We start from the raw sequence: 23,232 nt of genomic DNA on the forward strand, positions 1-23,232 counted from the left end.
GCACCCGCCGTTCCCAACAACCACAAGATTCTTCCCGGCGAAAGAAACCATGGAATATCGCATCGAGACGGACACACTAGGGCCCATCGCCGTTCCGGCGTCCGCCTATTGGGGAGCCCACACCGCGCGGGCCCTGCAAAACTTCGCCATCAGCGGCATCCCCGTATCCGCCCATCCGCACCTTGTTCGGGCACTGGCGATGGTCAAGAGCGCTGCTGCCCGCGCCAACGGAGAACTCGGCGTGCTCTCACAGGACAAGGTCCGTGCAATCCGGCAGGCGTGCCAGGAGATCCTGGCCGGAAAGCATCACGGGCAGTTCTGCGTGGACGTCATCCAAGGTGGGGCCGGCACCAGCACCAATATGAATGCGAACGAGGTCATCGCCAACCTGGCGCTGGAGAAGTTGGGCCACGGCCGCGGTGACTACGGGCACCTGCATCCGATTGACCACGTCAACAAGTGCCAGTCAACCAATGACACCTATCCCACGGCCCTCCGGCTGGCGCTGGCCGCCGGTGCGCTGGAACTGGCCGAGGAACTGGAACAGCTTGCGGCCGCGGCCATGGCCAAGGGAACCCAGTTCAGCGGCGTGGTGAAGATTGGGCGCACCCAACTGCAGGACGCCGTCCCCATGACGCTGGGGCAGGAGTTCCGAGCCTTCGGCACCACTATCCGGGAAGACTGCGCCCGCATCCTGGAAGCCGTTGACCTGATGCTCGAATGCAACCTCGGCGGGACGGCTGTGGGGACCGGCATCACGGCCGAAGACGGATTCCAGCGGCGGGCTTTGGCCGCCCTCGCGGAGATCTCCGGCCTTCCGGTCCGTGCCGCCGACGATCTGTTCCAGGCCACATGGGACGTCGGCGCCTTCATGCACTTATCCGGAATGCTGAAACGCGCCGCGATACGACTCTCAAAGATCTGCAGCGATCTGCGGTTGCTGGCGAGCGGGCCGCAAAACGGGCTCGGCGAAATATCCCTGCCGGCGCGCCAGGCCGGTTCTTCCATCATGCCCGGCAAGGTGAATCCGGTCATTCCGGAGGCCGTCAACCAGATCGCCTTTGCCGTGGCCGGAGCGGACACCACGGTGACAATGGCCGCGGACAACGGGCAGTTGCAACTCAACGCCTTCGAGCCCGTGATGGCCCATGTCCTGCTGCAGTCCATTGGCTGGCTGGGAGCGGGTGCTGCGAGCCTCCGCACCCTCTGCATCGATGGAATCGAAGCCAACAGCCAGTTGCTTCGGACCCGCACCGAGGCATCTGCCGGCGTCGCGACAGCCTTGGTACCGAGCATCGGATACGCGGCCGCTGCGGCGGTGGCAAAGGAGGCCCTCCGGAGCGGGGAAGCCGTGGTGGACATCGTGGCCGGGAAGCAACTGATGGACCTTGTGTCGGCCAGGTCCGTGGTGGATGCGGCCATGGCGGGAGGTGGCACCCGGATGCCCGGTTCCGTTGGCTAGGCCGGCAGCACTCCTGCGCCGCGCCGGACATAATTGGACAGGGTCATTGCCGTTACCGTGTCCGTTACGCCGGGTGTGGCCGCAATCTGCTCCCAGATCTCCTGGATCCGTTCAAGCGAACGCGCTTCAACGCGCACCAGGAGGTCAAAGTCGCCACTGACCACGTCGCACAGAACCACCTCCGGGATCGACTGCAGCACCGCAATAACGTCGGCCCCGCGAACCCTGTCCTTCCGATAGACCATCAGGAAAGCCGAAACTGTGCCCTGTCCCGGAGCGCCGGCCACCACGGTATAGCCCTGGATATAGCCCTGCCGTTCCATTCGGTCGATCCGTTGCCGGACAGCATTGCGGGAGAGCATGACCTTCGCTGCAAGTTCCGCATGACTGATGCGGGCGTTGCGCGTCAGTTCCGCCAGGATGCTCTGATCGATCCGGTCAAGACTAGCCCGATCCATGTCCACCCTTCACCGTATGAACTCCCAACAGCAGACACGAGTCGGCCCGGCTCCAGAATGAAAGCACAAAGAGATGATACTTCGGCACCAGAGCCTCCAACGCACGGCAGCCTTCGGTTGCGTGCTGTTCGACATGGACGGGACGCTGCTCGATTCGGCACCGGGTGTCACGGCCAGTGCCGCCCTCGCCTTGGCTGCCGTGGGGGCGCCGGTTCCAGCGCCTGCAGGGCTGCTCCGCCTGGTGGGGCCGCCCATGCTCGAATCCCTCAGGGAGATACTGGGACACGATGAAGTCCTCGCCCGCCGGGCCCTCACCCATTACCGGCAGGCCTATGCGGACGTCGGCGCGCACCAGTCGGTTCCGTACCCGGGCGTCCGGGAAATGCTGGAACAACTGCGCCTTGCCGGCATACCGATGGCGGTGGCGACGTCCAAAGCCGAAGACCAGGCCGTCCGGATGGCACGCCGCTTTGGGCTGGACCACTACTTCACCACCATTTGTGGTGCGTCGGACCTGGACGCGAGGTGGAGCAAGGCGGATGTTATTGCCGAAGCGCTGGTCAGGCTGGAGGCTGCAAAGGTGGACCTCCGCGCCCCGCTCATGGTGGGCGACCGCAGCTACGACGTTGCCGGAGCCACAATCCATGGCATTCCCGCAGTGTTCGCAAGCTGGGGCTACGGCTGCTCGGGAGAAGAAGAAGGAGCCAGCCTCGTGGCTGCCTCCCCGGCCGCAGTGCTCGCTGCGGTCATAGGCCCCGACGGAAGCACCGGACAGAAGGCACGGCGCACGCCGCGTCACCTCGCATAAAGGTACGACGGCGGCGCTGAGCCAAGTGCCGTCGTCGTCCGTGCACTTCGAGGCTGCGAAAGGCAGCGGGTAAACTTGTCCGGTCATGGACTGCTCCTATTTCGATGCCGGCGCCTGCCGTTCCTGCACCCATATGGGCATGCCCTACGGCGAGCAGCTGGCCGGCAAGCAACGCCACTGCCAGGGCCTCCTGTCGGGCCACATCGGACTGGAATGGCTGCCGCCGGTGGCCAGCCGGGAGTCCGGCTTCCGCAACAAGGCCAAGATGGTGATCGGCGGGACGGCCCAGAACCCCACCATCGGAATCCTCGACGCCGACGGCCACGGCGTGGACCTGCGCCGGTGCGGCGTCTGCTCCCCTGGCCTGTTGGCCTGCTTCCCGGTCCTGGCGAACTTCATCCGCCGGATCCGCCTGACGCCCTACGATGTGCCGCGCCGGACCGGCGAACTCAAGCACGTCATTGTCACCGAATCCCCCGATGGCGAGATCATGCTCCGCCTGGTCCTGCGCTCCGAACAGGTGCTGCCGCGTATCCGCAAACACCTGCCGGAACTGCTGGCGGCGCTTCCCCAGGTGAAAGTGGTGTCGGTCAACCTGCATCCGGAGCACAAGGCCGTCCTGGAAGGTGACCGGGAGATCCTGTTGACCAGCCAGGAAACCTTGGCCATGCGCGTCAACGACGTCACCCTGCACTTGCGCCCGCAGAGCTTCTTCCAGACCAACAGCGAGATGGCCGCGGCGTTGTACCGGCAGGGCCGCGAGTGGGTCACCGAGCTCGCGCCCGCATCCGTCTGGGACCTGTACTGCGGGGTGGGCGGTTTCGCCCTGCACTGCGCCGCCCCGGCCCGCACCGTCACCGGCATTGAAACCAGCGGCGAGGCAATCGTGTCCGCCCGGCTCAGCAGCGGGGAGGCGGGCCTGGAGGGAATGGAGTTCCAGGCCGGCGACGCCACCGCCTTCGCCTTGGCTTCTGATGAGTCGCCGGACCTGGTGATTGTGAACCCGCCCCGCCGCGGCATCGGCAAGGAACTGTGCGGCTGGCTGGAAGCCTCGGACGTGCAGCACGTGGTGTACTCCAGCTGCAATGCACAGTCACTGGCCCGCGACCTGGCGAACCTTCCGTCCTTCACGGCGCGCCGGGCCCGCGTCCTGGACATGTTCCCGCAGACCACGCACTACGAGGTGATGGTGCTCCTGGAACGGGCAGCATAGGGCCCTCAGGCGTCAGTTTCGGCGGGCGCGTTCGACGGCGGCCGCCCCGGCTTCGCGCCCCTCGGCCCGAAGACCCGCTGCCACTCCTTCAGCGTCGGCGTCGGACCGGTTTTGGCTCATCTTTTCCTTCGCCTCGATCCGGCTGACCAGCAATTCCACGCCGACCACCGCCCGCAGCTGGCCGGCGACGAACTTCTCCGGGGCGTCGTCCACGGCCCAGGAATGCTCCCGGCCGTCCTCGTGCAGGCCGGTCAGGTGCCGGACGTGCCGTGCCAGCCAGCTGGCGTCGTCATGGATCACTAATTCGCCGTAGACATGCAGCGTGGCGTAGTTCCAGGTGGGCACCACCCGGCCGTGCTCGGCCTTGGCGGCGTACCACGACGGCGAGATGTAGTCGTCGGGGCCCTGGATGATGGCCAGCGCTTCGCCGGTGGGCAGGGCGGTCCACTGCGGGTTGTTCCGCGCCATGTGCGCCTGCAGGGAACCGTGCGCCCCCACGCCGGGGTTGAAGGCGAAGGGCAGCAGCGTGGCCAGCAGGCCGTGGTCCGTCATGGTGATGAGGTTGGCGGCGCCGGGCATTGCCAGCAGGCTGTGGACGGTTTCGGGGGCGGCAGCGAAGTGCGCAGGAATGTACATGGTGCTCCTTTTCGGGCTAGCGGGCGGGACGGTTGAGGCGGACGCGGACGGCCGCGGCGGCGCAGAGGATGACGGCAAGGGCGCCCAGAAGGGTGGTCCAGGTGAGCGCCTCCCCCAGCAGCAGCGCCGCCCAGCCAATGCTGAGGACCGGCTGCAGCAGCTGGATCTGGCTGACCTGCGCCATTGGCCCGATGGCCAGCCCGCGGTACCAGGCGACGAATCCAAGGAACATGCTGACCACTGCCAGGTAGCCGAAGGCCCCCCACTGGACGGGCGTGGCCGACGGCGGCTGGCTGAGGACGGAGGCAACGGCCAGGACCAGCATGGCCGGGGCGGCGAGGACCAGTGCCCAGGCGATGGTTTGCCACGACCCGAGTTCGCGGGCCAGCAGTCCCCCTTCGGCGTATCCGACGGCGGCGCAGGCCACCGCACCCAGCAGCAGCAGGTCTGCCCACTGCAGGTGCCCCACTCCCCCGGACTGCAGGAAGGCGAAGGCGATCGCCGCCAGCGAGCCAAGCGCCATGACCACCCAGAAGGCGGCGGCCGGCCGCTCGCCGGTGCGAAGCACGGCTGCCGTCGCCGTCGCCGCCGGCAGGAGGGCGATGACCACGGCACCGTGCCCGGCGGGAACCGCGGTGAGGGCGTAGGACGTCAGTAGCGGGAAGCCGGCGACGACGCCCCCGGCCACGAGGGCAAGGCGCAGCCAGGTGCCGCGCCGGGGCAGCCGCTGCCGGGTCACGGCAAGCGCTGCGGCGGCGAGGAGTGCGGCGACGACGGCACGGCCTGAGCCGATGAACAGTGGCGGGATCCCGGCGACCGCCACACGGGTGAAGGGCACGGTGAAGGAAAACGCTGCCACGCCGAGGAGTCCCCACCACACTCCGGCCGACAGTCCCAGCGGTATCGCTGGGCGCTCAAGGACAGTAGCGCTACTATGTTCTTTCATGAATAACGATAGCAGTTCGCGCATCACTGCGGCACTCCGTCAGTGGATCAGCAGTGCGGCTCCCGGTGCGCGGCTGCCGTCCACCCGGCAGTTGGTGGCCGAACACCAGGCAAGCCCCGTGACGGTGCAGAAAGCCCTGCAGGCCCTGGCCGCCCAGGAACTGATTGAAAGCCGGCCCGGTGTGGGAACCTTCGTCCGCGCGGTCAGGACGGCCCGGCCGTCCGACTATGCCTGGCAGACCGCAGCGCTGCGGTCCCCGTCCTCGCCGCTGCCGTCGTCGTCGAGCACCATGCGCAACGTTCCCGGCGATGCCATCTGGCTGCATTCGGGGTACCCGGACCGGGAGCTGCTGCCCGAACGGCTGGTGCGGGCAGCCCTGGCCCGTGCTGCCCGCGGGGATGCCGCGTTGTCGCGCCCGCCCGCCGCGGGCATGCCGGAGCTGCAGCAATGGTTCGCCCGCGAGCTGGGGCAGGCAACACCGGTAGGGGTCACCCCGCCTACGCCCAATGACGTCATCGTGCTGCCGGGCAGCCAGAGCGGCCTCAGCTCCATCTTCCGCGCCCTCGTGGGCGCCGGTCAGCCGCTGCTTATCGAATCGCCGTCCTACTGGGGCGCCATCCTGGCCGCCGCGCAGACCGGGGTGCGCCTGGTGCCGGTTCCCACCGGGCCGGAAGGACCCGACCCCGCAGACGTGGACCGCGCCTTCGCCGAGACCGGGGCACGGGCCTTCTATGTGCAGCCCAACTACGCCAACCCCACCGGCACGCAGTGGGCGGCGGGACGCGGCGGCGAAATCCTGGACGTGGCCCGCCGGCACGGCGCGTTCCTGGTGGAGGACGACTGGGCGCACGACTTCGGCATCACCTCCGATCCCGTGCCACTGGCCACCCGGGATGATTCCGGGCATGTGGTGTACATCCGGTCGCTGACCAAAAGCGTCTCCACTGCCATCCGCATCGCGGCAGTTATTGCCCGGGGTCCGGCGCGGGAACGCATCCTCGGCCAGCGTGCGGCGGAATCCATGTACGTCAGCGGGTTCCTCCAGGCCGCAGCCCTGGATGTGGTCACGCAGCCCGGCTGGCAGACACACCTGCGCAGCCTCCGCCAGCAGCTCCAGTCGCGCCGGGACCTGCTGGCCACCAGCATCGGCGAACACGTCCCGCAAGCACACATCGACAACCTGCCCCGCGGCGGATTGAACCTGTGGGTGCGCCTGCCCGATGGCACGGACCTCCCGCGGCTGGCGCGCGACTGCGAAGATGCCGGCGTCATCATCGCCGCCGGCACCGAGTGGTTCCCCGCGGAGCCCGCCGGGGCCTTCATCAGACTGAACTTTTCCGGCCCCAACCCAGGCGCGTATCCGGGGGGTGCACGCGTCATCGGCGAGTCGCTGGCCCGGCAGGACCGCTAAGGGCTTGCGGGGGACTCCCGGCGGAAACGCGCCAACCGGACAGTCCGGCGCCAACGGCAGTTCACCGGGGCGCCATGCCGGGTTCATTACCCATTAGTAACTTGAGAGCTCCTGTTGAGACCCCAACCTTAAGAGGCCCCATGAGCTCCACTCCCACGCGGCGCGCCCTCACCGTTGCCGCGTCCCTGATCGTTGCAGCCTGTGCGGCCGCCGGTACAGCGGCCGCACAAGCGGACACCCCGGACAACGGCAGCCCCGCTTCCGGGACCCGCCACGAAACAAACACCGATCTGGCGGACGCCTTCGACTCCGTCAGCCGGACCACAGCCTGGCAGCAAACGTCCAAGCTGAAACTGAACTTCCCCACGTACCACACCGAGGGAATTGCCTACGGCCAGGACCATATCTTCCTCTCCGCCGTCCAGATCCTCGAACCCACGGTCAAGTACCCTGCCCCGCAGGACGGCTACGACCGCACACCGGGCAAGGGCATCGGCCACCTGTTCGTCATGGACAAGGCAGGCAACCTGCAAAAGGACATCATCCTGGGCGAAGGCGACATGTACCACCCCGGCGGCATCGATTTCGATGGCACCAACGTCTGGGTGCCGGTAGCTCAATACCGGCCGGACAGCAGCGCCATCATCTACAGGGTTGATGCGGAAACCCTGGACGTCCACAAGCAGTTCGAGGTCAAGGACCACTTCGGCGGCATCGTGCTGGACAAACAGACCGGCCACCTGCTCGGGAACACCTGGGGCTCCCGGCGGTTCGCGGAGTGGGACCTGCAGGGCAAGGAATTGTCCACCTGGGAAAACCCGAACTACTTCATCGATTACCAGGACTGCCAGTACGTCCCCAACGCCAAAATGCTCTGCGCAGGAGTCACCAACCTCCCGCAAACCCCGCCGGCCGGCGGGACCGCAGCCACCTACGAACTCGGCGGCATGGCAATGATCGACCTGAAGTCCCATGAGGTGACCCGCGAGGTCCCGTTCCAGCAGTGGTCCACCGCCGGGCACGTGGCCACCCGCAACCCATTCAAGATGACCGCCAACGGCGGGCACCTGACCATGACGGTGGCCCCGGACAACGGCGATGAGGGCAACGGCACCGAAATCCTCACCTACGAAGCCGACGCCGCCCCCGCAAAGTAGCACTCCCCCGCACCCGCCGCAGGCCGCGGCGGTGCATCCACCAGGAATGATTGGATACCCCATGCCTTATCCGGCACCCAGATTCACCAGGAAGAGCGTCACCGCCGCCACCGGTGCGGCCGCCCTGGCGGCCACCGCCCTGACGGCCGGACTGGTCGGCTTCGGCGCCGCCCCGGCGAGCGCCGGCACCCACAACGACACGGCGACGCCGATCAAGCACGTCGTGGTGCTCTTCCAGGAGAACGTTTCGTTCGACCACTACTTCGCCACCTACCCCAACGCGGCCAACACCCCCGGCGAAACCCAGCAGGGCTCCGGTGCCCCGGCGGCCAAATTCACCGCGTCCACGGACACGCCCAAGGACATCAACACCCTGGCCAATGCAGGACTGCTGGCACCGAAGAACCCCAATTCGGTCCAGCCCTCGCGGCTGTCCCCGATGCAGGCCGTCACGTGCGACCAGGACCACGGCTACAAAGCCGAACAGAACGCCTACAACGGCGGCGCGATGGACAAGTTCGTCCAGTTCACCAGCCGTGACGCGTGCGGGACCAACCAGTACGGACGCCCCGGCCTGACCATGGACTACTACGACGGGAACACCGTCACCGGAATGTGGAACTACGCCCAGAACTACGCGATGAGCGACAACCACTTCAGCACCGTCTTCGGCCCCTCGACTCCGGGCGCGCTCAACCTGATCTCGGGCCAAACCCACGGCGTCAAGGAATACAACGCCGCCGGGGCACCCGTGGCCACACCGGCCGCCGGGAGCAGCGCCGTCCGCCAGCCGGACGCCAACGGCGCGGGCACCGTGATCAACGACCCCGACCCTGTCTACGACGACTGCTCCAACAGCAGCCACGCCAAGGCCAACAACCTTGCCGGCATGACCGGCCGGAACATCGGCGACCTGCTCAACGCCCAGGGAACATCCTGGGGCTGGTTCCAGGGCGGCTTCGCCCCCACCACCGCGGCCACCGGCAGCGCTCCCGCATCCTGCCTGGCCGCGCACACCAACGCCGCCGGCGCCTCCGTGGTGGACTACTCCCCGCACCACCAGCCGTTCCAGTACTACGCCTCCACCGCCAACCCGCACCACCTTCCGCCCGCTTCGGACGCGGAAATCGGGCACAACGGCCAGGCCAACCACCAGTACGACCTCGCCGACTTCAGCAAGGTGGTGGACAGCGACAACATGCCTGCCGTGTCCTTCCTGAAGGCCTCCGAGTTCCAGGACGGCCACGCCGCGTACTCGGATCCGGTGGACGAACAGAACTTCATCACCAAGACCGTCAACCAGATCCAGCAGTCCAAGAACTGGGACAACACCGCCGTCGTGCTCGCGTATGACGACTCCGACGGCTGGTACGACCACGTCGCCGCCCAGCCGAAGAACGCCTCCACCGGATCCGACGACGCCGCATGGTGCTTGAATGCCGCAGCGAACGGTGTGCCGGTGGCAGGGGGCTACGCCGACCGGTGCGGCCCCGGCCCCCGCCAGCCGCTGGTGGTCATCTCCCCGTACGCGAAGAAGAACTTCGTGGACCACACCGAGACGGACCAGGCCTCCATCCTGCGGTTCATCGAGGACAACTGGCACACCGGCCAGATCGGTGACTCCTCGGCCGACGCGACGGCAGGATCCGTGGACGCGATGTTCAACTTCCACCACGAGCGCAACGACAAGGTGCTGCTGGACGAACAGTCCGGCGCCGTGGCCTCCATCAGCCACAACGGCAACGTCCAGGGCGGCGGAGCGGACAACTCCGGCCACTGACCGTCCCGCGAGGCCTAAGGTCCGCGGCGCCGGCAATGCGTCACTTATCAGCCAAGGTCAGGACATGGCACCCGTCTTCGTGGGGCCATGACCTGCCAGGGCGCTGATAAGTGGCGCATTTCTGCGTCGTCCGACATCTCCGGTTCCGCAGTGGGCCGGTCACAGAATCCGCCACTGGAACCCCCGGGCAACACCCATTGCCAGTACGGCGTGCATTTCTGTCCCGGGGCTCGAAGCCACCCAGTCCAAGCGTTTAACGGAGAAGCTTGCCGCCGCGGCGGCGGCAATGGACCCGCCTACGTCCGGGGCCCGGTGCAGGTTATCGGCCGCGACATCTATGGACTGGACGCGGACCACGACGGCGTGGGATGCGAGTAGGCCCCACGGCCCGAGCCGCGGGTCAGGCGGCGGCTTTGACCAGCTCCTCGCTCTTCTCCCACAGCCCCCGTGCCAGATCGGCGTCATACGCCTGGCGGTTGGCTTTGGCCAGGGCCCGCTTGGCGTAGTAGGCCCCGGAGATCCAGTCGGTGCCGGCCGTCCCGTTGATCAGCCACAGCATGGTGTCGGCACCCTGGTCCGGGCTGAGCATGAAGCGGTTGGCCACGCTCTTGTACAAATGCCGGAACGGGCTGCTGGAACCCGCCGCGAAGTTGGTGCGGACCACGCCCGGGTGGAAGGCCGCCGTCGTGATTCCCTGGTCGTGGAAGCGGCGGTGCAGCTCGGACGTGAAGAGGATGTTGGCCAGCTTGCCGGTGCCGTAGGCACGGAAGGTGCGGTACCCGTGCTCGGCGTTGAGGTCGAACAAATCCACCTTGCCGGAGAAGTTCGCGGCGCTGGCGGTGTTGATGATCTTCGCGTGGCTGGCGGTCAGCGTGTCCATGAGGGAGGTGGTGAGCAGGAACGGCGCCAGGTGGTTGACCTGGAACGTCAGCTCGTGGCCGTCCACGGTGAGCGTGCGCTTGCCCATCATGCCGCCGGCGTTGTTCGCCAGGACGTCGATGTGCGGATAGGTGGAGCGCAGGGTGTCGGCCAGCGCGCGGACCTGGGCCAGGTCGGCGAAGTCGGCGAGGTGGTGGTCCGCGCCGATCTCAGCAGCCAGGGCGCGGGTCTTCTCCGCAGACCGGCCGACGACGACCACCCGCTCCCCTGCCTTGGCCAGCGTCCTGGCGGCTGCCGCGCCGATGCCGTCGCTGGCGCCGGTGATCACGATGGTGCGAGGAGTCAAGGGGTGTCCTTCGGTCGGCGGGCGGCGCACCGGGAGGGCACACCAAGAGAAACAACGATGGCGGGGCGCCAGGTGTTCCCCGGACTGCAGGTGGCGGGACTTCCCAAACGGCCTGAAACGCGGCTGGCCCGGCCGAAGCCTCCGCTTCGGCCGGGCCAGCGCATCCGTCAGTTGGTGTCAGTCAATGGTGTCAGTCGACCACCCGCACCTGGCCCACCATTCCCATGAAGTCATGGAGTGCGCAGATGTACTTAAACGTTCCTGCCGTCTTGAAGGTCACCGAGAACTCCCCGCCCGGCGGAATGATGCCGGAGTTGAGGTCGCCACCGGTGAAGTTGGACGGCGTACCCGACGGCGCAAAGACATTCGCCGGTTCGGTGCCGAAGGTGACCGTGTGGGGTGCTCCCATGCCGGTGTTGGCGAACACCACTGTTTCGCCGACATGCACCGTCACGCTGGGCCGGACGAAGCGCATGACCATTGCAACGCCGTCGTCACCGCCTGCCAGGACCCTGTGGTTGCTGGCTTGTTCGGCCAGCGAGGCGTCAAGCTGGTGCCCGTCCCGAAGGATGGCCCGCGCCTGGGCCCGTGATGCCTTGTTGTAGTCCGCTTGGCTGTAAGGATAATCCGTGCCCTGCTCGCGGACGTGGACGGTCCCCTTCATCATCTCGCCGTGGACCAGGCAGTAGTAGGTGAAGTCGCCCTCCCGCGGGAAGGTCAGGCTGTAGCTCGTCGTGACAGGGAACCCGGGCACCTCCACGTTCGAAAGGAGGCCTGAGTTGTAGTACGAGTGCCCGTCGTAGCTGTCCCCTCCGCGCTTGAGAAGTTCATCCTCGTTGAACGGATTGAACGGCTGGAGCGACTGGCCGGCCGCCAGGAATGTCACCGTGTGGATCTCGGCGGCGTTTGCCGCCCAGTCGATGGTGTCATGCTCATTGATGAAGATCTCCGAAGGGAGGAACGACATTCCCTGGATTTCCTGGTCACGGGACTCGGAGCCCACTTGGACCTGCCAGGTCCGATGGCCCCAGCCGCTGGCCGATGCCGGACCGGCAGCGGCCAGTGAGGCCAGCAGCGCAACGGCGAATGCGACAATAAATGCGAGTTTGTTGAATCTTGTGGTGTTTCCCCGGTTTTGCTTCATGGCAACGCTCTCTTGAACGGTATTCGGCCGAAAAGCCGATGCAGCGGTGGCCGGTTCAACTCAACCCACGGGCCAAACAGGCCACTGATTTCGGAGTAAAAGGTGCCGGACGCCCGGGCTGGGGAGCACGGGACCCGGTTCCGGCGCATCAACACGCCGGACATGCACCACCCCAACTGGTGTCGCAGAGGTTGAATATGGTTTGTCCACGCGCCGCCGCCGTGGCTTGCCACGCGGCAGAGGCCCGCACCTTTTAGATTGCTCCTTCAACCGAACTTTGTCGAGAAGGAAAACCTTCGGCGGATGGGGGTTCCAGCAGGGACTCCCATCGCTGCCGCATTAGCTGGTTGGGTTGTAGGCGTGGCAGTCCCCAAGGAAGACAACGAGTTGCAGACCGAATCGTCCGCAGGCCCGGCATCGGAACCAACCACCGGGCCGGCGGGTGTCCCCGTTCCGGGGCGCCCCGCGAGGATCCCCCGCGCGGGGCTTCTTGTCCTGTCCGCGGCAGGCTTCACCGCGGTCACCACCGAGCTGCTGCCCTCGGGCCTCTTGCCGGAAATCAGCCGCGACCTTGGCGTCCAGGAATCAGCCGTGGGCACACTGACAGCGGTTTACGCTGCCGTCATCGTGTTCACGGCGCTCCCGCTCTCGCGGCTGCTCGCCGGTCGCATCCCCCGGAAGACGCTGCTGATCGCCACGATCCTGGCGTTTGGCCTGAGCAACGTGCTGCTCGCGGCCAGCCCCACGCTGCCGCTGGCCATTGCTGCCAGGCTCCTGGGCGGGGTGGCCCACGGGCTCCTGTGGTCCAGCATGGCGCCCTACGTATCGAGAATCGTGCCGGCGCATTCCGTGGGCAAGGCCATGGCCATCGTGTTCAGCGGCAACAGCATTGCCTTGGCCGTCGGTGCGCCGCTGGGCACCATGATGGGTGCCGTGCTGTCCTGGCGCAGCTCATTCCTGGCCCTGGCCGGAATCGCGGCCCTCCTCGCATTGCTCGCCATGTACCTGCTGCCGGCGGCCACGGATTCCGGGCGGGAAGCACGGCCGTCGCTGCGTGCGGCCCTTGCCGTGCGCGGAGTGATTGCTGTTGCCGTTGCATGGCCGCTCCTGGTCCTGGCGCACTTCACGCTGTTCACCTACATCGCGCCGTTCCTGCTGGCCTCCGGACTGCCGGCCGGCGCGGTCAGCATTTCGCTGTCCGTCATCGGAGTGGCCAGCCTGGTGGGAATCTGGATCGCGGGCGTCACCACCAATTCCAGGCCACGGCGCTCCCTTCTCGTCACGGTGGCCGGACTGCTGGCGGTCTTCGGCCTGCTCCCGTTGTTGGGCGCCACCTGGCCCGGAGCCATGGTCCTGCTGTCACTGTGGGGAATAGCGTTTGGCGCCATCGGCATCTACAACCAGGCAGCGATCCTCCGCGCGGGAGGCAAGCACCGGGACGCCGCCAACAGCCTGACGGTGGTCACCATCCAACTGGGCATCGCCGTCGGCGCCTCCTACGGCGGCCTTGCGTTCACTGCGTTCGGTGCCGGCCTGGTGCCGTACGCCGCCGCCATCCCGGTGGCCGCGGCCCTGGCCATCATTGCAGCCAGCGGCAAGGGCGGCTACCCGGCAGGTCCACGGGAATCGTCGCGTCGCGGGGGAGCACCGTAAGCTGCATGGCCGGGTGCCGGCCCGGCGGCTCCCAATTCTTGAAAAGCGTGGATATTGATGGCCATGGCGGCGTGCTCCATGCTGAACTTGGTTCCAGCAGCATTCCCTGCCCGCAAGCCTGACAGGAGCCAGCCATGAAGTTCACGACCATCCTCCAGCTCGACGGCGCCACCGCCACCGGAATCCGCGTCCCCGACGACGTCGTCGCCGCCCTCGGCGGAGGCAAGCGTTTCCCTGTCCAGGTCACGATCAACGGGGTTACTTATCCCAGCACGGTGGCCACCATGAAGGGCGAGCCCAAGGTCCCGGTGAGCTCGGAGATCCGCAAGCTCGCCGGCATCAAGGCCGGCGATGAAGTCACAGTGGAGCTCACTGCGGACGACAAGCCGCGCTCGGTGGATGTTCCTGAGGACCTTGCCGCCGCCCTCGCTGCGGATTCAGCCGCGGCGGAACGCTTCCAGTCCCTCTCCTACAGCAACCAGCGGCGCCATGTGCTCGCGGTGACCGGCGCGCGCACCGAGGAAACGCGCTCCCGCAGGATCGCCGCGGTCCTCGCCGAACTCGGATAGCCCACCGCTGCCCGGCCACGGAACGGCGGACCGGGCGCATCCGCCAGCCTGGGCGGCACTGACGGCGGGGCGTCCCGGACCGCACGGGCGGCCGGTGAGCCGCAGAAGGCACCGGGAGTTCGCACACCCGGGTTAACAAAAAGCAGGGCTTGCCGGTGACGGCAAGCCCTGCTTGGAAACCTAACGGTCCCGGAACCCTAAGAAATTAGAGAGCCTGGATGTTGGTGGCCTGGGGACCCTTGGGGCCCTGCTCGGTGTCGAAGGAAACCTTCTGGTTCTCTTCGAGGGAGCGGAAGCCGTTGGAGTTGATCGCGGAGTAGTGCGCGAAAACATCCTGCGAGGAGTCGTCCGGGGAGATGAAGCCGAAGCCCTTTTCAGCGTTAAACCATTTGACGGTACCAGTAGCCATTATTTTTGTCCTTCGTGAAGGTGGAGGGAAAATCCCGACTTTCGGGCCCTCCGGTGTGGGGTGTTCAAAAACCGCTACTTCAGAAGAACACGGACTTTCGACCGCGCGTACTGCCTGAACTACCAACTGCATAAACACAACAACAGGTTCAACACTACAGGAGATTCGGCCCACGCCTAATTAAGCCGGGGCCACCGCCGTACGCCGTCATCCGGGACCGGACTCTTGCCGGAGTGTCCCCCGACGAATGGGCCGCCGAAACGGAGGGCAGCCGCCCCTCGACCAGTGTTCCAAACAGGCATATCCTGCATCCATATCCGCGGACAACCACGCTGCCACCGGGAGGTCACGCCATGGAAATGCCCAAAGCGACGGAGGAAGAAAAGGAACGCTTCCGGCGCCTTGTGCCGGACCATCCGGGCGTGGTGGTGAAGCCGATGTTCGGCAACCTTGGCGCGTTCGTCAACGGCAACATGTTCGCGGGCTTGTTCGGCTCCACCATCGGGCTGAAGCTCTCCCGCGAGGACAAGGAACTGTTGGAGTCCTCCGAGCGGACAGTTCCGTTCGGGCCCGCGGAGCGGCCCATGGGCGGCTACACCGGGCTGCCTGAAGTCTGGAACGAAGAGGGCGACGGCGACGACACCCGGGCGCGTGCCTGGGCCGGGAAAGCCCTGGACTATGTAGCCACCCTGCCGCCCAAGGAACCCAAAACCCGGGCGCCCCGGACCGGCGGCCGCGGGACAGCGGCGCGGTAGCCGTGTCCGCGTCCGCAGTTCCCCGGCGGGACACCAACACCCTGGTGGTGGGTGCGGGCCAGGCGGGCCTGGCCACCAGCTACTGGCTGGCGCAGCGCGGCGTGGAACACCGCATCCTGGAACAGCGGCCCGCCCTCGGCGGCGCCTGGCAGGACCGGTGGGATTCCTTTTACCTGAACACGCCGAACTTCTCCGTCGCCCTGCCTGGGTCCCCCTATGCAGGGCCGGACCCGGACGGGTTCCTGACCAAGGAAGCCATCATCGGGTTCTTCCGCGGCTATGCCAGGGACATCCAGGCCCCGGTGGAACTGGACACCGGGGTTACCCGGATCACCCCGACGGAAGGCGGCTTCGACGTCCTGACGGGCCAAGGCACCTGGACGGCCCGGAATGTGGTGCTCGCCAGCGGCGCGTTCCAGCGCCCGCGGATCCCTGCCGCCGCCGTCGGCATCTCCCCGGAGGTCCTGCAACTGCACAGCCATGACTACCGCAACCCGGACCAACTGCCGCCCGGGGCCGTCCTGGTGGTGGGGACGGGGCAGTCCGGCGGCCAGATCACGGAGGACCTGCTCGACGCCGGCCGGACCGTGCACCTGTCCGTGTCGTCCTGCCCGGAGGCACCGCGCCGTTACCGCGGCCAGGACATCTTCCACTGGATCTGGGAGGTAAACGTCCATGGCCCCGACTTCGGCATCAACGCGCTGCTGGTGGACCAGTTGCCCTCCCCCGCCGGGCGGTTCCTGTGCAACCCGCTGCTGTCCGGCACCGGGGGCGGGCACAGCGTCCGGCTGCGCGGACTGGGCCGGCGCGGGGTCCGGCTGCACGGCCGGTTTGAGGGGGTCGACGACGGTGTCCCCGTCTTCACTGACGACCTCGCCCAGCGCCTGGCTGCCGCGGAGGCGGGGTTCGGCCAGCGGTTCAAGAAGCTCTTTGACGCTTACATCGACGCCGCGGGGATCGACGCCCCCGAGGCCGAGGCGGCGGAACAGGACATCTGGCAGCCGGACGGGCCGGGTTCCCGCCTGGACCTCCGGGAGGAAGGAATTACCTCCATCGTCTGGTCCACCGGGTATGGGCTGGACTTCAGCATGCTGGACCTTCCGCTCCTGGACGAGTGGAACTACCCGCGCCACAGCAAAGGCGTGACGGAGCACCCGGGCCTGTACGCCGTCGGGCTTCCCTGGCTTACCCGGCATATTTCCGCCACGTTGGTGGGGGTGGGCCCGGACGCCGAGTACGTGACTGAACACTTGGCAGCGCGGGGCTGACCGGATCCACAGCCCGACCTTGCTTGAACTGGCCACCGCTCCGGATGGAGCGGCCGGCTGATCCTTACCCTGCCGTGGGGCCAGGACCGTGCGCCTTCTGCCGTCCGTCGCGGTGGGCGAGGTAGGCGTAGATCATCAAGGCTAGCCCTGCCAGGATCATGACCGCCGGGAACGCGAAGTCCAACGGGATGAGCACCGCCGCGGACTGGAGGATGAAGATTGCGCCCATGGCCGCGAGGATTCCGGCCGGGACCAGCGGCCACTTCATCCGCTCCGCCTGGTTGCCGGCAGGGCCCGCTGCATGGACCGGAACCAGGGACAGCACGCCAAACGTGGCTGCCAGGCCGAGGAAAAGCACGGCGGCGGTGGGGGTGCCCTGCATCGCCTGCGGAAGGGCCACGATGGCCGCCAGGGTGAACATGACTCCGGACGGGATCAGGGCCCACCAGTTGGCGCGCTCCCGCAGGTAAACGGCCGCGAATCCACCGCCCATGAAGACGAACAGGAAGGCCGCGCCCCAGGCACCGTCCGTCAGTTGGGTCGCGACGATGACGGCCGCCAGCCCAAGGAAGACCGAGCCCGGGATGGCCGCCCACCAGTTTTCCCGGCGTCGCACGAACAGGGAAGCGAACAGGACCCCCACCGCCGCGAATATCAGTGGTGCCACAAAGGCCCCGCTGTCCGTGACGCCAAGCCGGTCCAGCAGCAGCAACCCACCCAACGCGATGAGGACGATGCCTGCGATGATGCTTGCATTTGTCGATTTCACCGTGCGCCTCCCGGATCAGGCAGGCGGCGCGGCACCGCCCTGCTCATCTCAGGCTAGGGCGGCCGCACAGGCCGAAACAGGGCACAAAGCCCCCGCTTGCCGCCCTCTTGATCGGTGAAGAAACCGGCTATGGACTTTGGACCCTGCCAGCTGGGGACGATGCTGCGGGATGATAATTGAGGTTCCTTCCACCAGGGGCGGCTGAGTCGAACCGGCGGCCGGGAAGGGCCACGAGCCGACGAGAGCATACAGATGGAAACACCCGCAGCACCCCGGGATGTGTTCCGGTCCCCCGGGTCCGCCCGGATCTTCATCCTCAACGACCACGAACCGGTGCGGCGGGGCCTTCGGGACCTGCTCGAAAACGATGGCTTCGCCGTGGCCGGAGAAAGTGGTTCGGCGGCGGAGGCATGCCGCCTCATCCCCAGCCTGAGCCCGGACCTGGCTGTCTTGGACGACCGGCTGCCGGACGGTACCGGGATAGAGGTCTGCCGGGACCTCCGCGCGACAGCCCCGGCGGTGAAATCCCTGATCCTGACCGGCTGGGACGAACAGCATGCGGCGCGCGCCACGGTTCTGGCAGGCGCCTCCGGTTACCTCCTCAAACAGGTAAAGGACCACAAGGAACTGCTGAGCCGCATCCGGCGGGCCACCGAAGGCGACACCTTGTTCACCACCGATCTCAGGGAGAGGGTAGCCGAAAGCCTGTACGCCGCGTCCCACGCATCGTGGCTGAAGAGTCTCACTGACGTGGAACGGAACGTGCTCGCCTTCATGGCGAGGGGGTTGACCAATGGGCAGATCGGGCAAGAGCTGCGGCTGCCCGACGATGCCGTCATCGGCAGCGTGTCCTCTGTCCTGCAGAAGCTGGGTTTCCGGCGCCGGAACCCATTGATCCCGGCCCCTATCCCCAGGGCCTGGGAGGTGGTGTCCTGACGGCCCGCACACCCGCACACGGCGGCCCTCACACCACCACGGGCACCGTCCAGACCACGCTGGTGCCCTTCCCCGGGGCGCTGTCAACGACGCAGGTCCCGCCAAGGCGTGAGGCACGGGTCTTCATGTTCTCCAACCCGCTGACCCTCACAGGATGGTCGAACCCGTTCCCCTGGTCGCGCACCGTGAGGACAACTTCGCCGTCCTGCGCGGCCAGCAGCACATGGATATCCTCGGAGCCGGAATGGCGCACCGCGTTGCTGACGCTTTCGGTCAGCACCGGCAGGAGCTGCTCGGCAACCTCATCCCCCACCAGGTCGATGGGTCCGGAGAGCTGGACTCTCGGCAGGAATCCGGCGGCGTTGGCGGCTTCCAGGACGGCGCGCAGAACCCGCCCGCTGAGCAGTTCCCGGTCGGGTTGCCTGGCCTGGAGCGAGTAAATGGTGTCGCGGAGCTGGTGGATGCAGTCGTCAAGCTCTGCGGTGATGCCGGCAATACGGCGTTCATGGGCATCCGGGTCAGAGGTGTAGCGGCGCAGGCTTTGGATGCTGAGTCCGGCCGCGAACAGCCGCTGGATGACGAGGTCGTGCAGGTCCGCCGCAATCCGCTCACGGTCGATGAACAATGCGTGTTCTTCCCGCAGCTGATTGGCCTTCAACAGTTCAAGCGTCAGCCCGATCCGGGAAGCGAACACTGCACTTTGTTCAAGATCCAGGTCTGTGTAGCGTGCTCCGCCGGCAGCCCTGGCCAGGATGAGCACCGTGTCACGCTGGCCGTCCGTGTCGCTGCCCAGGGCCGCCACCAGGACAGGGCCGAGTTTTTCTGCCGATTCCGGGTCGAATACCTTCCGGGGATCGGTGAAGGACTTCGATTGCCTGGACGAGAGGACCTGGCTGAAGACTGCTGCGGGCGGGAGTTCCTGCCCTGCGGGTATCGATTGCACCCCCAGGGAGGTCCGGCATCTGAGGCTTCCGTCCCCCGCAACCGATGCAATAAGGGCCAACGCGGAGGCGGACGCGTGCATTGACCCTTCCGCGATCATCTCCAAATTCTCGGTGTCGGAGCGCGGGCTGGCCTTCAGCCGGTCGCTGACCTCGATCCCTGCTTCGAGCCACCGTTGGCGGCTGCTGCTGTCCTCGTACAACCGCGCGTTCTGGATCGCCACACCTGCCGCAGAGGCGAGCGCGACTGCCAGGTCTTCATCCTCGGCAGTGAAATCCTGGCCGTCGATCTTCTCGGTCAGGTACAGATTCCCAAAGACGGTGTCCCGCACCCGGACCGGGACACCCAGGAAAGTCTTCATGGGCGGGTGGTTGGCCGGGAAGCCAACAGCCATCGGATGCTCGCCCAGGTCATGGAGCCGCAAGGGCTTTGGTTCGCGGATCAGCTGCCCAAGGACCCCGTGGCCGGTGGGGAGGTCACCAATGACGCGGATGCCATCGTCGTCAATGCCGACGGTGACGAAGTGGCTGAGCTGTTGGTCGTCGCCGATGACGCCAAGGGCCCCGTACCGCGCGCCGACGAGTTCGCACGCCGACTGCACTACCCGGTCAAGGACCGCTTCGAGGCTGAGGTCCTCCGAAAGGGACACCACGGCCCCCAGCAGCCCCTCGACATGCTCCTGGGTCCGTACCAGCTCGTCCGCCCTGTCCACGAACTCCCGGAGAAGTTCGCGGGTCCGCCGCCTGATCGGTTCACGCCACACTGTGAGACACCTCGGTCAAATGATCAGCATGATCCATGGCGGACTTCATCGCCTGAATCCATATGAGACAGCTTAAAATCCCTCTTCCAGCCATGTTAGCCCCCGGAGCGCCGCATCGTTCCCTGTTCTGGCGAGGCGGATCGGATCCGCTCCGTCCGCCGCCTCCCGGGACGCCGGTGTCCCCCGGGGCCGGCCGTGATCCGGGGGACCTTGACGGGGATGCTGAAGCGGAAGGCGCGGCGGGCGATGTGGTGGGTGTCCGCCCGGCGCCGGACCGGGACAGTTGGCACCTGCTGGGCGGCGCGGGCGAAGAACCACGCCTTGGCGATCTCCACCAGCACCAGGTACAGGACGATCATGCCCAGCAGTGCAAGGAAGAACGGGACGGGAAGGGGATCGAACCCGAGCACGCCCTGCAGCGGAGACAGTGGCAGGAGGATGCCCAACGCCACCACGCCCAGGGACGCCGTGATCAGCCCGGCGGACGGCCGGCTCCGCACGAACGGCACGCGCCGGGTGCGGATGGCGAAGATGATCAGGGTCTGGGTGGCGATGGACTCGATGAACCAGCCGGCCCGGAACTCCCCCGGTACGGCATCGAACACGAACAGCATCAGGGCAAACGTGGCGAAGTCGAACAGCGAACTGATGGGCCCGAAGAGGAACATGAACCGGCGGATGAAGGCGATGTTCCAGTGCGAGGGGGCGCGGAGCTGTTCCTTGTCCACGCGGTCGCCCGGGATGGCCAGCTGGCCGCTGTCATACAGCAGGTTGTTGAGCAGGATCTGGCCGGGGAGCATGGGCAGGAAGCTGAGCACCACGGACGCGACGGCGGCGCTGAACATGTTGCCGAAGTTGCTGGAGGTGCCCATCAGGACATATTTGATGGTATTCGCGAAGATCCGCCGGCCCTCCATCACCCCTTCGGCCAGGACGCCGAGGTCCTTGTCCAGGAGGACGACGTCGGCCGCGTCCTTGGCGACATCCGTGGCACTGTCCACGGAGATGCCGATGTCCGCCTTGTGCAGGGCGAGGGCGTCGTTGACGCCGTCGCCCATGAACCCGACGGAGCCGCCGCTTTGGCGCAGCAAGGCGATGATGCGGGCTTTTTGTTCGGGCGATACCCGGGCGAAGATGGTGGCCGTCCGGGCGGAGGCGGCAAGGTCGGCGTCGGACAGGGCGTCGATATCCGCCCCGGTGAGTGTGCCACCCGAGATGACGTCCAAGTCGGCGCAGACTTTCTCGGCCACCTTGGCGTTGTCACCCGTGGCGATCTTGACCGAGATGCCCAGTTCCTCCAGCCGGTCCAGCGATTGCCGGGCATTGGCCTTGGGCCGGTCCAGGAATACCAGGAAACCCGCCAGGGTGAGGCCGCGTTCATCGGCCGCGGTCAGCGTGCCCGGTCCGTCGGCCGGGCGGGTGGCGACGGCCACCACCCTGGATCCGGCGTCGAACTGTTCATCCAGCAGGGCCTGCACGGCCGGGGCGACCGGGCCGCACAGGGCGAGGACGTCCTCGGGGGCGCCCTTGGTGACCAGTTGCGGCGGCCCGCCGGCTTCCCGCACCAGCACGGTGGTGCGGCGGCGCTGGTGGTCGAAGCCGATCATGTCCAGCCGCTCGTAACGGCCGGGGTCGAACCCGGAGGCGCCCGGGCTGTCCCAGAGGGCGGCGTCCAGCGGGTTTTGCCCGGCGGAGGTGAGCTTCGCGTCGGTGTAGTCCGCCTCGGTGGCCAGCAGGCCCAGGGTGAGCAGGGTGTCGCCGGGCAGCTCCGCCGTGGCCGGGAGGGCAGCGGTGAAGCTGATCTTCCCTTCGGTGAGGGTGCCGGTTTTGTCCGTGACCAGGATGTCCATGTCCCCGAGGTCCTCGATGCACACCAGCCGCTTGACCAGGACCTTCCGCTTCGCGAGCTGGCGGGTGCCGGTGGCCAGGGAGGTACTGACGACGGCGGGGAGCAGCTGCGGCGTGATGCCCACCGCGATGGCCAGGGAGAACAGCAGCGATTCGATCAGCGGCCGCTGCAGCAGCAGGTTGGCGATGAAGATGAGCGTGGTGAGTCCGATGGCCACCTGGAGCAGCAGGAAGGAGAACCGTTTGAGGCCCAGCTGGAATTCAGTTTGCGGCTGCCGTTCGCCCAGGCCCAGGGCGATCCGGCCGAATTCGGCCCGGCCGCCGGTGGCCACCACCACGCCGGTGCAGTTGCCGGACTGGATGACGGTGCCCATGAACGCGCAGGAGGAGAGGTCCGCCAGTGCCGCGCCGGCCTGCACGGCGGCGGGGTCCTTGGCGGCGGGCAGGGACTCCCCTGTCAGGATGCTTTCGTCGCAGAGGAGGTTGCCGGTGGCCAGGAGGCGGATGTCCGCCGGGATGATGGCACCCAGAGAGAGATGGACGACGTCGCCGGGCACCAGCGCGGTGACGTCCACTTCCGTGGTGGCTCCGTCGCGGAGCACCACGGCACGGTGGGTGACGCGGTCGTGCAGGGCCTCGGACGCGCGCTCGGCCCGGAACTCGTTGGTGAATCCGAGGCCAACGCTGACCAGGAGGATCACGCCGATGACGATCGAGTTGGTGGCGTCCCCCAGGAAGAGGGACAGCCCGGCGGTGATGAGCAGCAGGATCAGGATGGGGCTGGCGAACTGGCGGCCCAGCACGGCCCACCCGTTGGCCCGGTGGGTGCGGACGGCGTTGGGCCCGATCTCCGCCAGGCGCCGTTCCGCTTCCTCGCCGGTGAGCCCACCCGGACCGGATCCCAGCCGTGCGAGTGCCTGGTCCGTCGTCAGGCCCGCTGCCTCGGTAATGGGCAGCAGGAGGGATGTCCGCTCCTGCACGTTCAGCTCTGGCATCTGGGTCCGTTCGCACACTTGAGTAGTGGATGGATCCAAGAGTACGACGCCGGGCCGACAGTGGCGCTGCACGTGCTCCTATGCC

Annotated in this window: 20 protein-coding genes; 11 read left to right on the top strand and 9 right to left on the bottom strand. The window is 67.1% G+C overall.

Annotated features, from left to right (window positions below):
- The first annotated feature begins 49 nt into the window (after positions 1–49).
- On the top strand, positions 50–1,462 hold the full coding sequence (locus DC347_RS15245) for an aspartate ammonia-lyase (RefSeq protein ID WP_018761986.1): 1,413 nt from the start codon (positions 50–52) through the stop codon (positions 1,460–1,462).
- Here DC347_RS15245 and DC347_RS15250 read toward each other — a convergent pair.
- Complete coding sequence (locus DC347_RS15250; protein ID WP_018761987.1) at positions 1,459–1,920, bottom strand: Lrp/AsnC family transcriptional regulator; 462 nt, start codon at positions 1,918–1,920, stop codon at positions 1,459–1,461. The genes DC347_RS15245 and DC347_RS15250 overlap by 4 nt on opposite strands.
- A gap of 121 nt (positions 1,921–2,041) precedes the next feature.
- On the opposite strand from DC347_RS15250, the gene DC347_RS15255 reads away from it, so the two are divergent.
- Both DC347_RS15255 and rlmC read left to right on the top strand, forming a co-directional pair.
- Complete coding sequence (locus DC347_RS15255; RefSeq protein WP_240617809.1) at positions 2,042–2,728, top strand: HAD hydrolase-like protein; 687 nt, start codon at positions 2,042–2,044, stop codon at positions 2,726–2,728.
- An 85-nt stretch (positions 2,729–2,813) separates the two neighbouring features.
- On the top strand, positions 2,814–3,941 hold the full coding sequence (gene rlmC / locus DC347_RS15260; protein WP_109863513.1) for a 23S rRNA (uracil(747)-C(5))-methyltransferase RlmC: 1,128 nt from the start codon (positions 2,814–2,816) through the stop codon (positions 3,939–3,941).
- A 12-nt stretch (positions 3,942–3,953) separates the two neighbouring features.
- Here rlmC and DC347_RS15265 read toward each other — a convergent pair whose 3' ends face one another.
- Positions 3,954–4,577 (bottom strand): FMN-binding negative transcriptional regulator, encoded by a 624-nt coding sequence (locus tag DC347_RS15265; protein WP_109863514.1) that lies wholly within the window; start codon positions 4,575–4,577, stop codon positions 3,954–3,956.
- 16 nt (positions 4,578–4,593) lie between these two features.
- The gene (locus DC347_RS15270) at positions 4,594–5,523 is read right to left on the bottom strand and encodes a DMT family transporter (RefSeq protein WP_109863515.1); all 930 of its coding nucleotides are present in this window, start codon (positions 5,521–5,523) and stop codon (positions 4,594–4,596) included.
- On the opposite strand from DC347_RS15270, the gene DC347_RS15275 reads away from it, so the two are divergent.
- From DC347_RS15275 to DC347_RS15285, 3 genes are all read left to right on the top strand, one after another.
- Complete coding sequence (locus tag DC347_RS15275) at positions 5,522–6,934, top strand: PLP-dependent aminotransferase family protein (protein ID WP_109863516.1); 1,413 nt, start codon at positions 5,522–5,524, stop codon at positions 6,932–6,934. The genes DC347_RS15270 and DC347_RS15275 overlap by 2 nt on opposite strands.
- Before the next feature lie 140 nt (positions 6,935–7,074).
- A complete protein-coding gene (locus DC347_RS15280; RefSeq protein WP_109863517.1) occupies positions 7,075–8,091 on the top strand; it encodes a DUF6454 family protein in 1,017 nt (338 codons plus the stop codon).
- A 61-nt stretch (positions 8,092–8,152) separates the two neighbouring features.
- The gene (locus DC347_RS15285) at positions 8,153–9,871 is read left to right on the top strand and encodes a phospholipase C (RefSeq protein WP_109863518.1); all 1,719 of its coding nucleotides are present in this window, start codon (positions 8,153–8,155) and stop codon (positions 9,869–9,871) included.
- 400 nt (positions 9,872–10,271) lie between these two features.
- Here the strand turns inward: DC347_RS15285 and DC347_RS15295 are convergent, their stop codons facing one another.
- Together DC347_RS15295 and DC347_RS15300 are read right to left on the bottom strand one after the other, a co-directional pair.
- Entirely contained in the window at positions 10,272–11,096 is an 825-nt protein-coding gene (locus tag DC347_RS15295; RefSeq protein ID WP_109863520.1) for an SDR family NAD(P)-dependent oxidoreductase, read from the bottom strand.
- Between the two features lie 190 nt (positions 11,097–11,286).
- Positions 11,287–12,240 carry a plastocyanin/azurin family copper-binding protein gene (locus DC347_RS15300; protein ID WP_109863521.1) on the bottom strand — a complete coding sequence of 318 codons (954 nt, stop codon included), beginning with the start codon at positions 12,238–12,240 and terminating at the stop codon, positions 11,287–11,289.
- 471 nt (positions 12,241–12,711) lie between these two features.
- Here DC347_RS15300 and DC347_RS15305 point away from each other — a divergent pair, with 471 nt between their 5' ends.
- Both DC347_RS15305 and DC347_RS15310 read left to right on the top strand, forming a co-directional pair.
- Positions 12,712–13,893, top strand: a complete 1,182-nt coding sequence (locus DC347_RS15305; protein ID WP_109863615.1) for an MFS transporter — start codon at positions 12,712–12,714, stop codon at positions 13,891–13,893.
- A 134-nt stretch (positions 13,894–14,027) separates the two neighbouring features.
- Positions 14,028–14,462, top strand: coding sequence for a YdeI/OmpD-associated family protein (locus tag DC347_RS15310; protein WP_109863522.1), 435 nt, complete (start codon positions 14,028–14,030; stop codon positions 14,460–14,462).
- Positions 14,463–14,667: 205 nt separating this feature from the next.
- Here the strand turns inward: DC347_RS15310 and DC347_RS15315 are convergent, their stop codons facing one another.
- Positions 14,668–14,871: a cold-shock protein gene (locus DC347_RS15315; RefSeq protein ID WP_009372930.1), complete on the bottom strand. Its 204-nt coding sequence runs from the start codon at positions 14,869–14,871 to the stop codon at positions 14,668–14,670.
- A gap of 353 nt (positions 14,872–15,224) precedes the next feature.
- Between DC347_RS15315 and DC347_RS15320 the strand changes: the two genes are divergently transcribed.
- On the top strand, positions 15,225–15,626 hold the full coding sequence (locus tag DC347_RS15320) for a TfoX/Sxy family protein (RefSeq protein WP_109863523.1): 402 nt from the start codon (positions 15,225–15,227) through the stop codon (positions 15,624–15,626).
- 2 nt (positions 15,627–15,628) lie between these two features.
- Positions 15,629–16,894, top strand: coding sequence for an NAD(P)/FAD-dependent oxidoreductase (locus DC347_RS15325; RefSeq protein ID WP_109863524.1), 1,266 nt, complete (start codon positions 15,629–15,631; stop codon positions 16,892–16,894).
- 64 nt (positions 16,895–16,958) lie between these two features.
- On the opposite strand, the gene DC347_RS15330 is transcribed toward DC347_RS15325, so the two are convergent.
- Positions 16,959–17,663: a hypothetical protein gene (locus DC347_RS15330; protein WP_109863525.1), complete on the bottom strand. Its 705-nt coding sequence runs from the start codon at positions 17,661–17,663 to the stop codon at positions 16,959–16,961.
- A gap of 252 nt (positions 17,664–17,915) precedes the next feature.
- Here DC347_RS15330 and DC347_RS15335 point away from each other — a divergent pair, with 252 nt between their 5' ends.
- Entirely contained in the window at positions 17,916–18,599 is a 684-nt protein-coding gene (locus DC347_RS15335) for a response regulator transcription factor (protein ID WP_165838047.1), read from the top strand.
- 28 nt (positions 18,600–18,627) lie between these two features.
- On the opposite strand, the gene DC347_RS15340 is transcribed toward DC347_RS15335, so the two are convergent.
- Positions 18,628–20,304: a GAF domain-containing protein gene (locus DC347_RS15340; protein ID WP_109863527.1), complete on the bottom strand. Its 1,677-nt coding sequence runs from the start codon at positions 20,302–20,304 to the stop codon at positions 18,628–18,630.
- A gap of 95 nt (positions 20,305–20,399) precedes the next feature.
- A complete protein-coding gene (mgtA, locus tag DC347_RS15345; RefSeq protein WP_109863528.1) occupies positions 20,400–23,147 on the bottom strand; it encodes a magnesium-translocating P-type ATPase in 2,748 nt (915 codons plus the stop codon).
- Positions 23,148–23,232: the final 85 nt, after the last annotated feature.

Origin of the sequence: Pseudarthrobacter sp. AG30, from assembly GCF_003116525.1 — a bacterium.
Taxonomy (GTDB): Bacteria; Actinomycetota; Actinomycetes; order Actinomycetales; family Micrococcaceae; genus Arthrobacter.

Coding starts and splice junctions, on each gene's coding strand:
- DC347_RS15245 (WP_018761986.1), top strand. CDS start 50: ATGGAATATCGCATCGAGACGGACACACTAGGGCCCATCGCCGTTCCG.
- DC347_RS15250 (WP_018761987.1), bottom strand. CDS start 1,920: ATGGATCGGGCTAGTCTTGACCGGATCGATCAGAGCATCCTGGCGGAA.
- rlmC (WP_109863513.1), top strand. CDS start 2,814: ATGGACTGCTCCTATTTCGATGCCGGCGCCTGCCGTTCCTGCACCCAT.
- DC347_RS15265 (WP_109863514.1), bottom strand. CDS start 4,577: ATGTACATTCCTGCGCACTTCGCTGCCGCCCCCGAAACCGTCCACAGC.
- DC347_RS15275 (WP_109863516.1), top strand. CDS start 5,522: ATGAATAACGATAGCAGTTCGCGCATCACTGCGGCACTCCGTCAGTGG.
- DC347_RS15270 (WP_109863515.1), bottom strand. CDS start 5,523: ATGAAAGAACATAGTAGCGCTACTGTCCTTGAGCGCCCAGCGATACCG.
- DC347_RS15280 (WP_109863517.1), top strand. CDS start 7,075: ATGAGCTCCACTCCCACGCGGCGCGCCCTCACCGTTGCCGCGTCCCTG.
- DC347_RS15285 (WP_109863518.1), top strand. CDS start 8,153: ATGCCTTATCCGGCACCCAGATTCACCAGGAAGAGCGTCACCGCCGCC.
- DC347_RS15300 (WP_109863521.1), bottom strand. CDS start 12,240: ATGAAGCAAAACCGGGGAAACACCACAAGATTCAACAAACTCGCATTT.
- DC347_RS15310 (WP_109863522.1), top strand. CDS start 14,028: ATGAAGTTCACGACCATCCTCCAGCTCGACGGCGCCACCGCCACCGGA.
- DC347_RS15315 (WP_009372930.1), bottom strand. CDS start 14,871: ATGGCTACTGGTACCGTCAAATGGTTTAACGCTGAAAAGGGCTTCGGC.
- DC347_RS15320 (WP_109863523.1), top strand. CDS start 15,225: ATGGAAATGCCCAAAGCGACGGAGGAAGAAAAGGAACGCTTCCGGCGC.
- DC347_RS15335 (WP_165838047.1), top strand. CDS start 17,916: ATGGAAACACCCGCAGCACCCCGGGATGTGTTCCGGTCCCCCGGGTCC.
- mgtA (WP_109863528.1), bottom strand. CDS start 23,147: ATGCCAGAGCTGAACGTGCAGGAGCGGACATCCCTCCTGCTGCCCATT.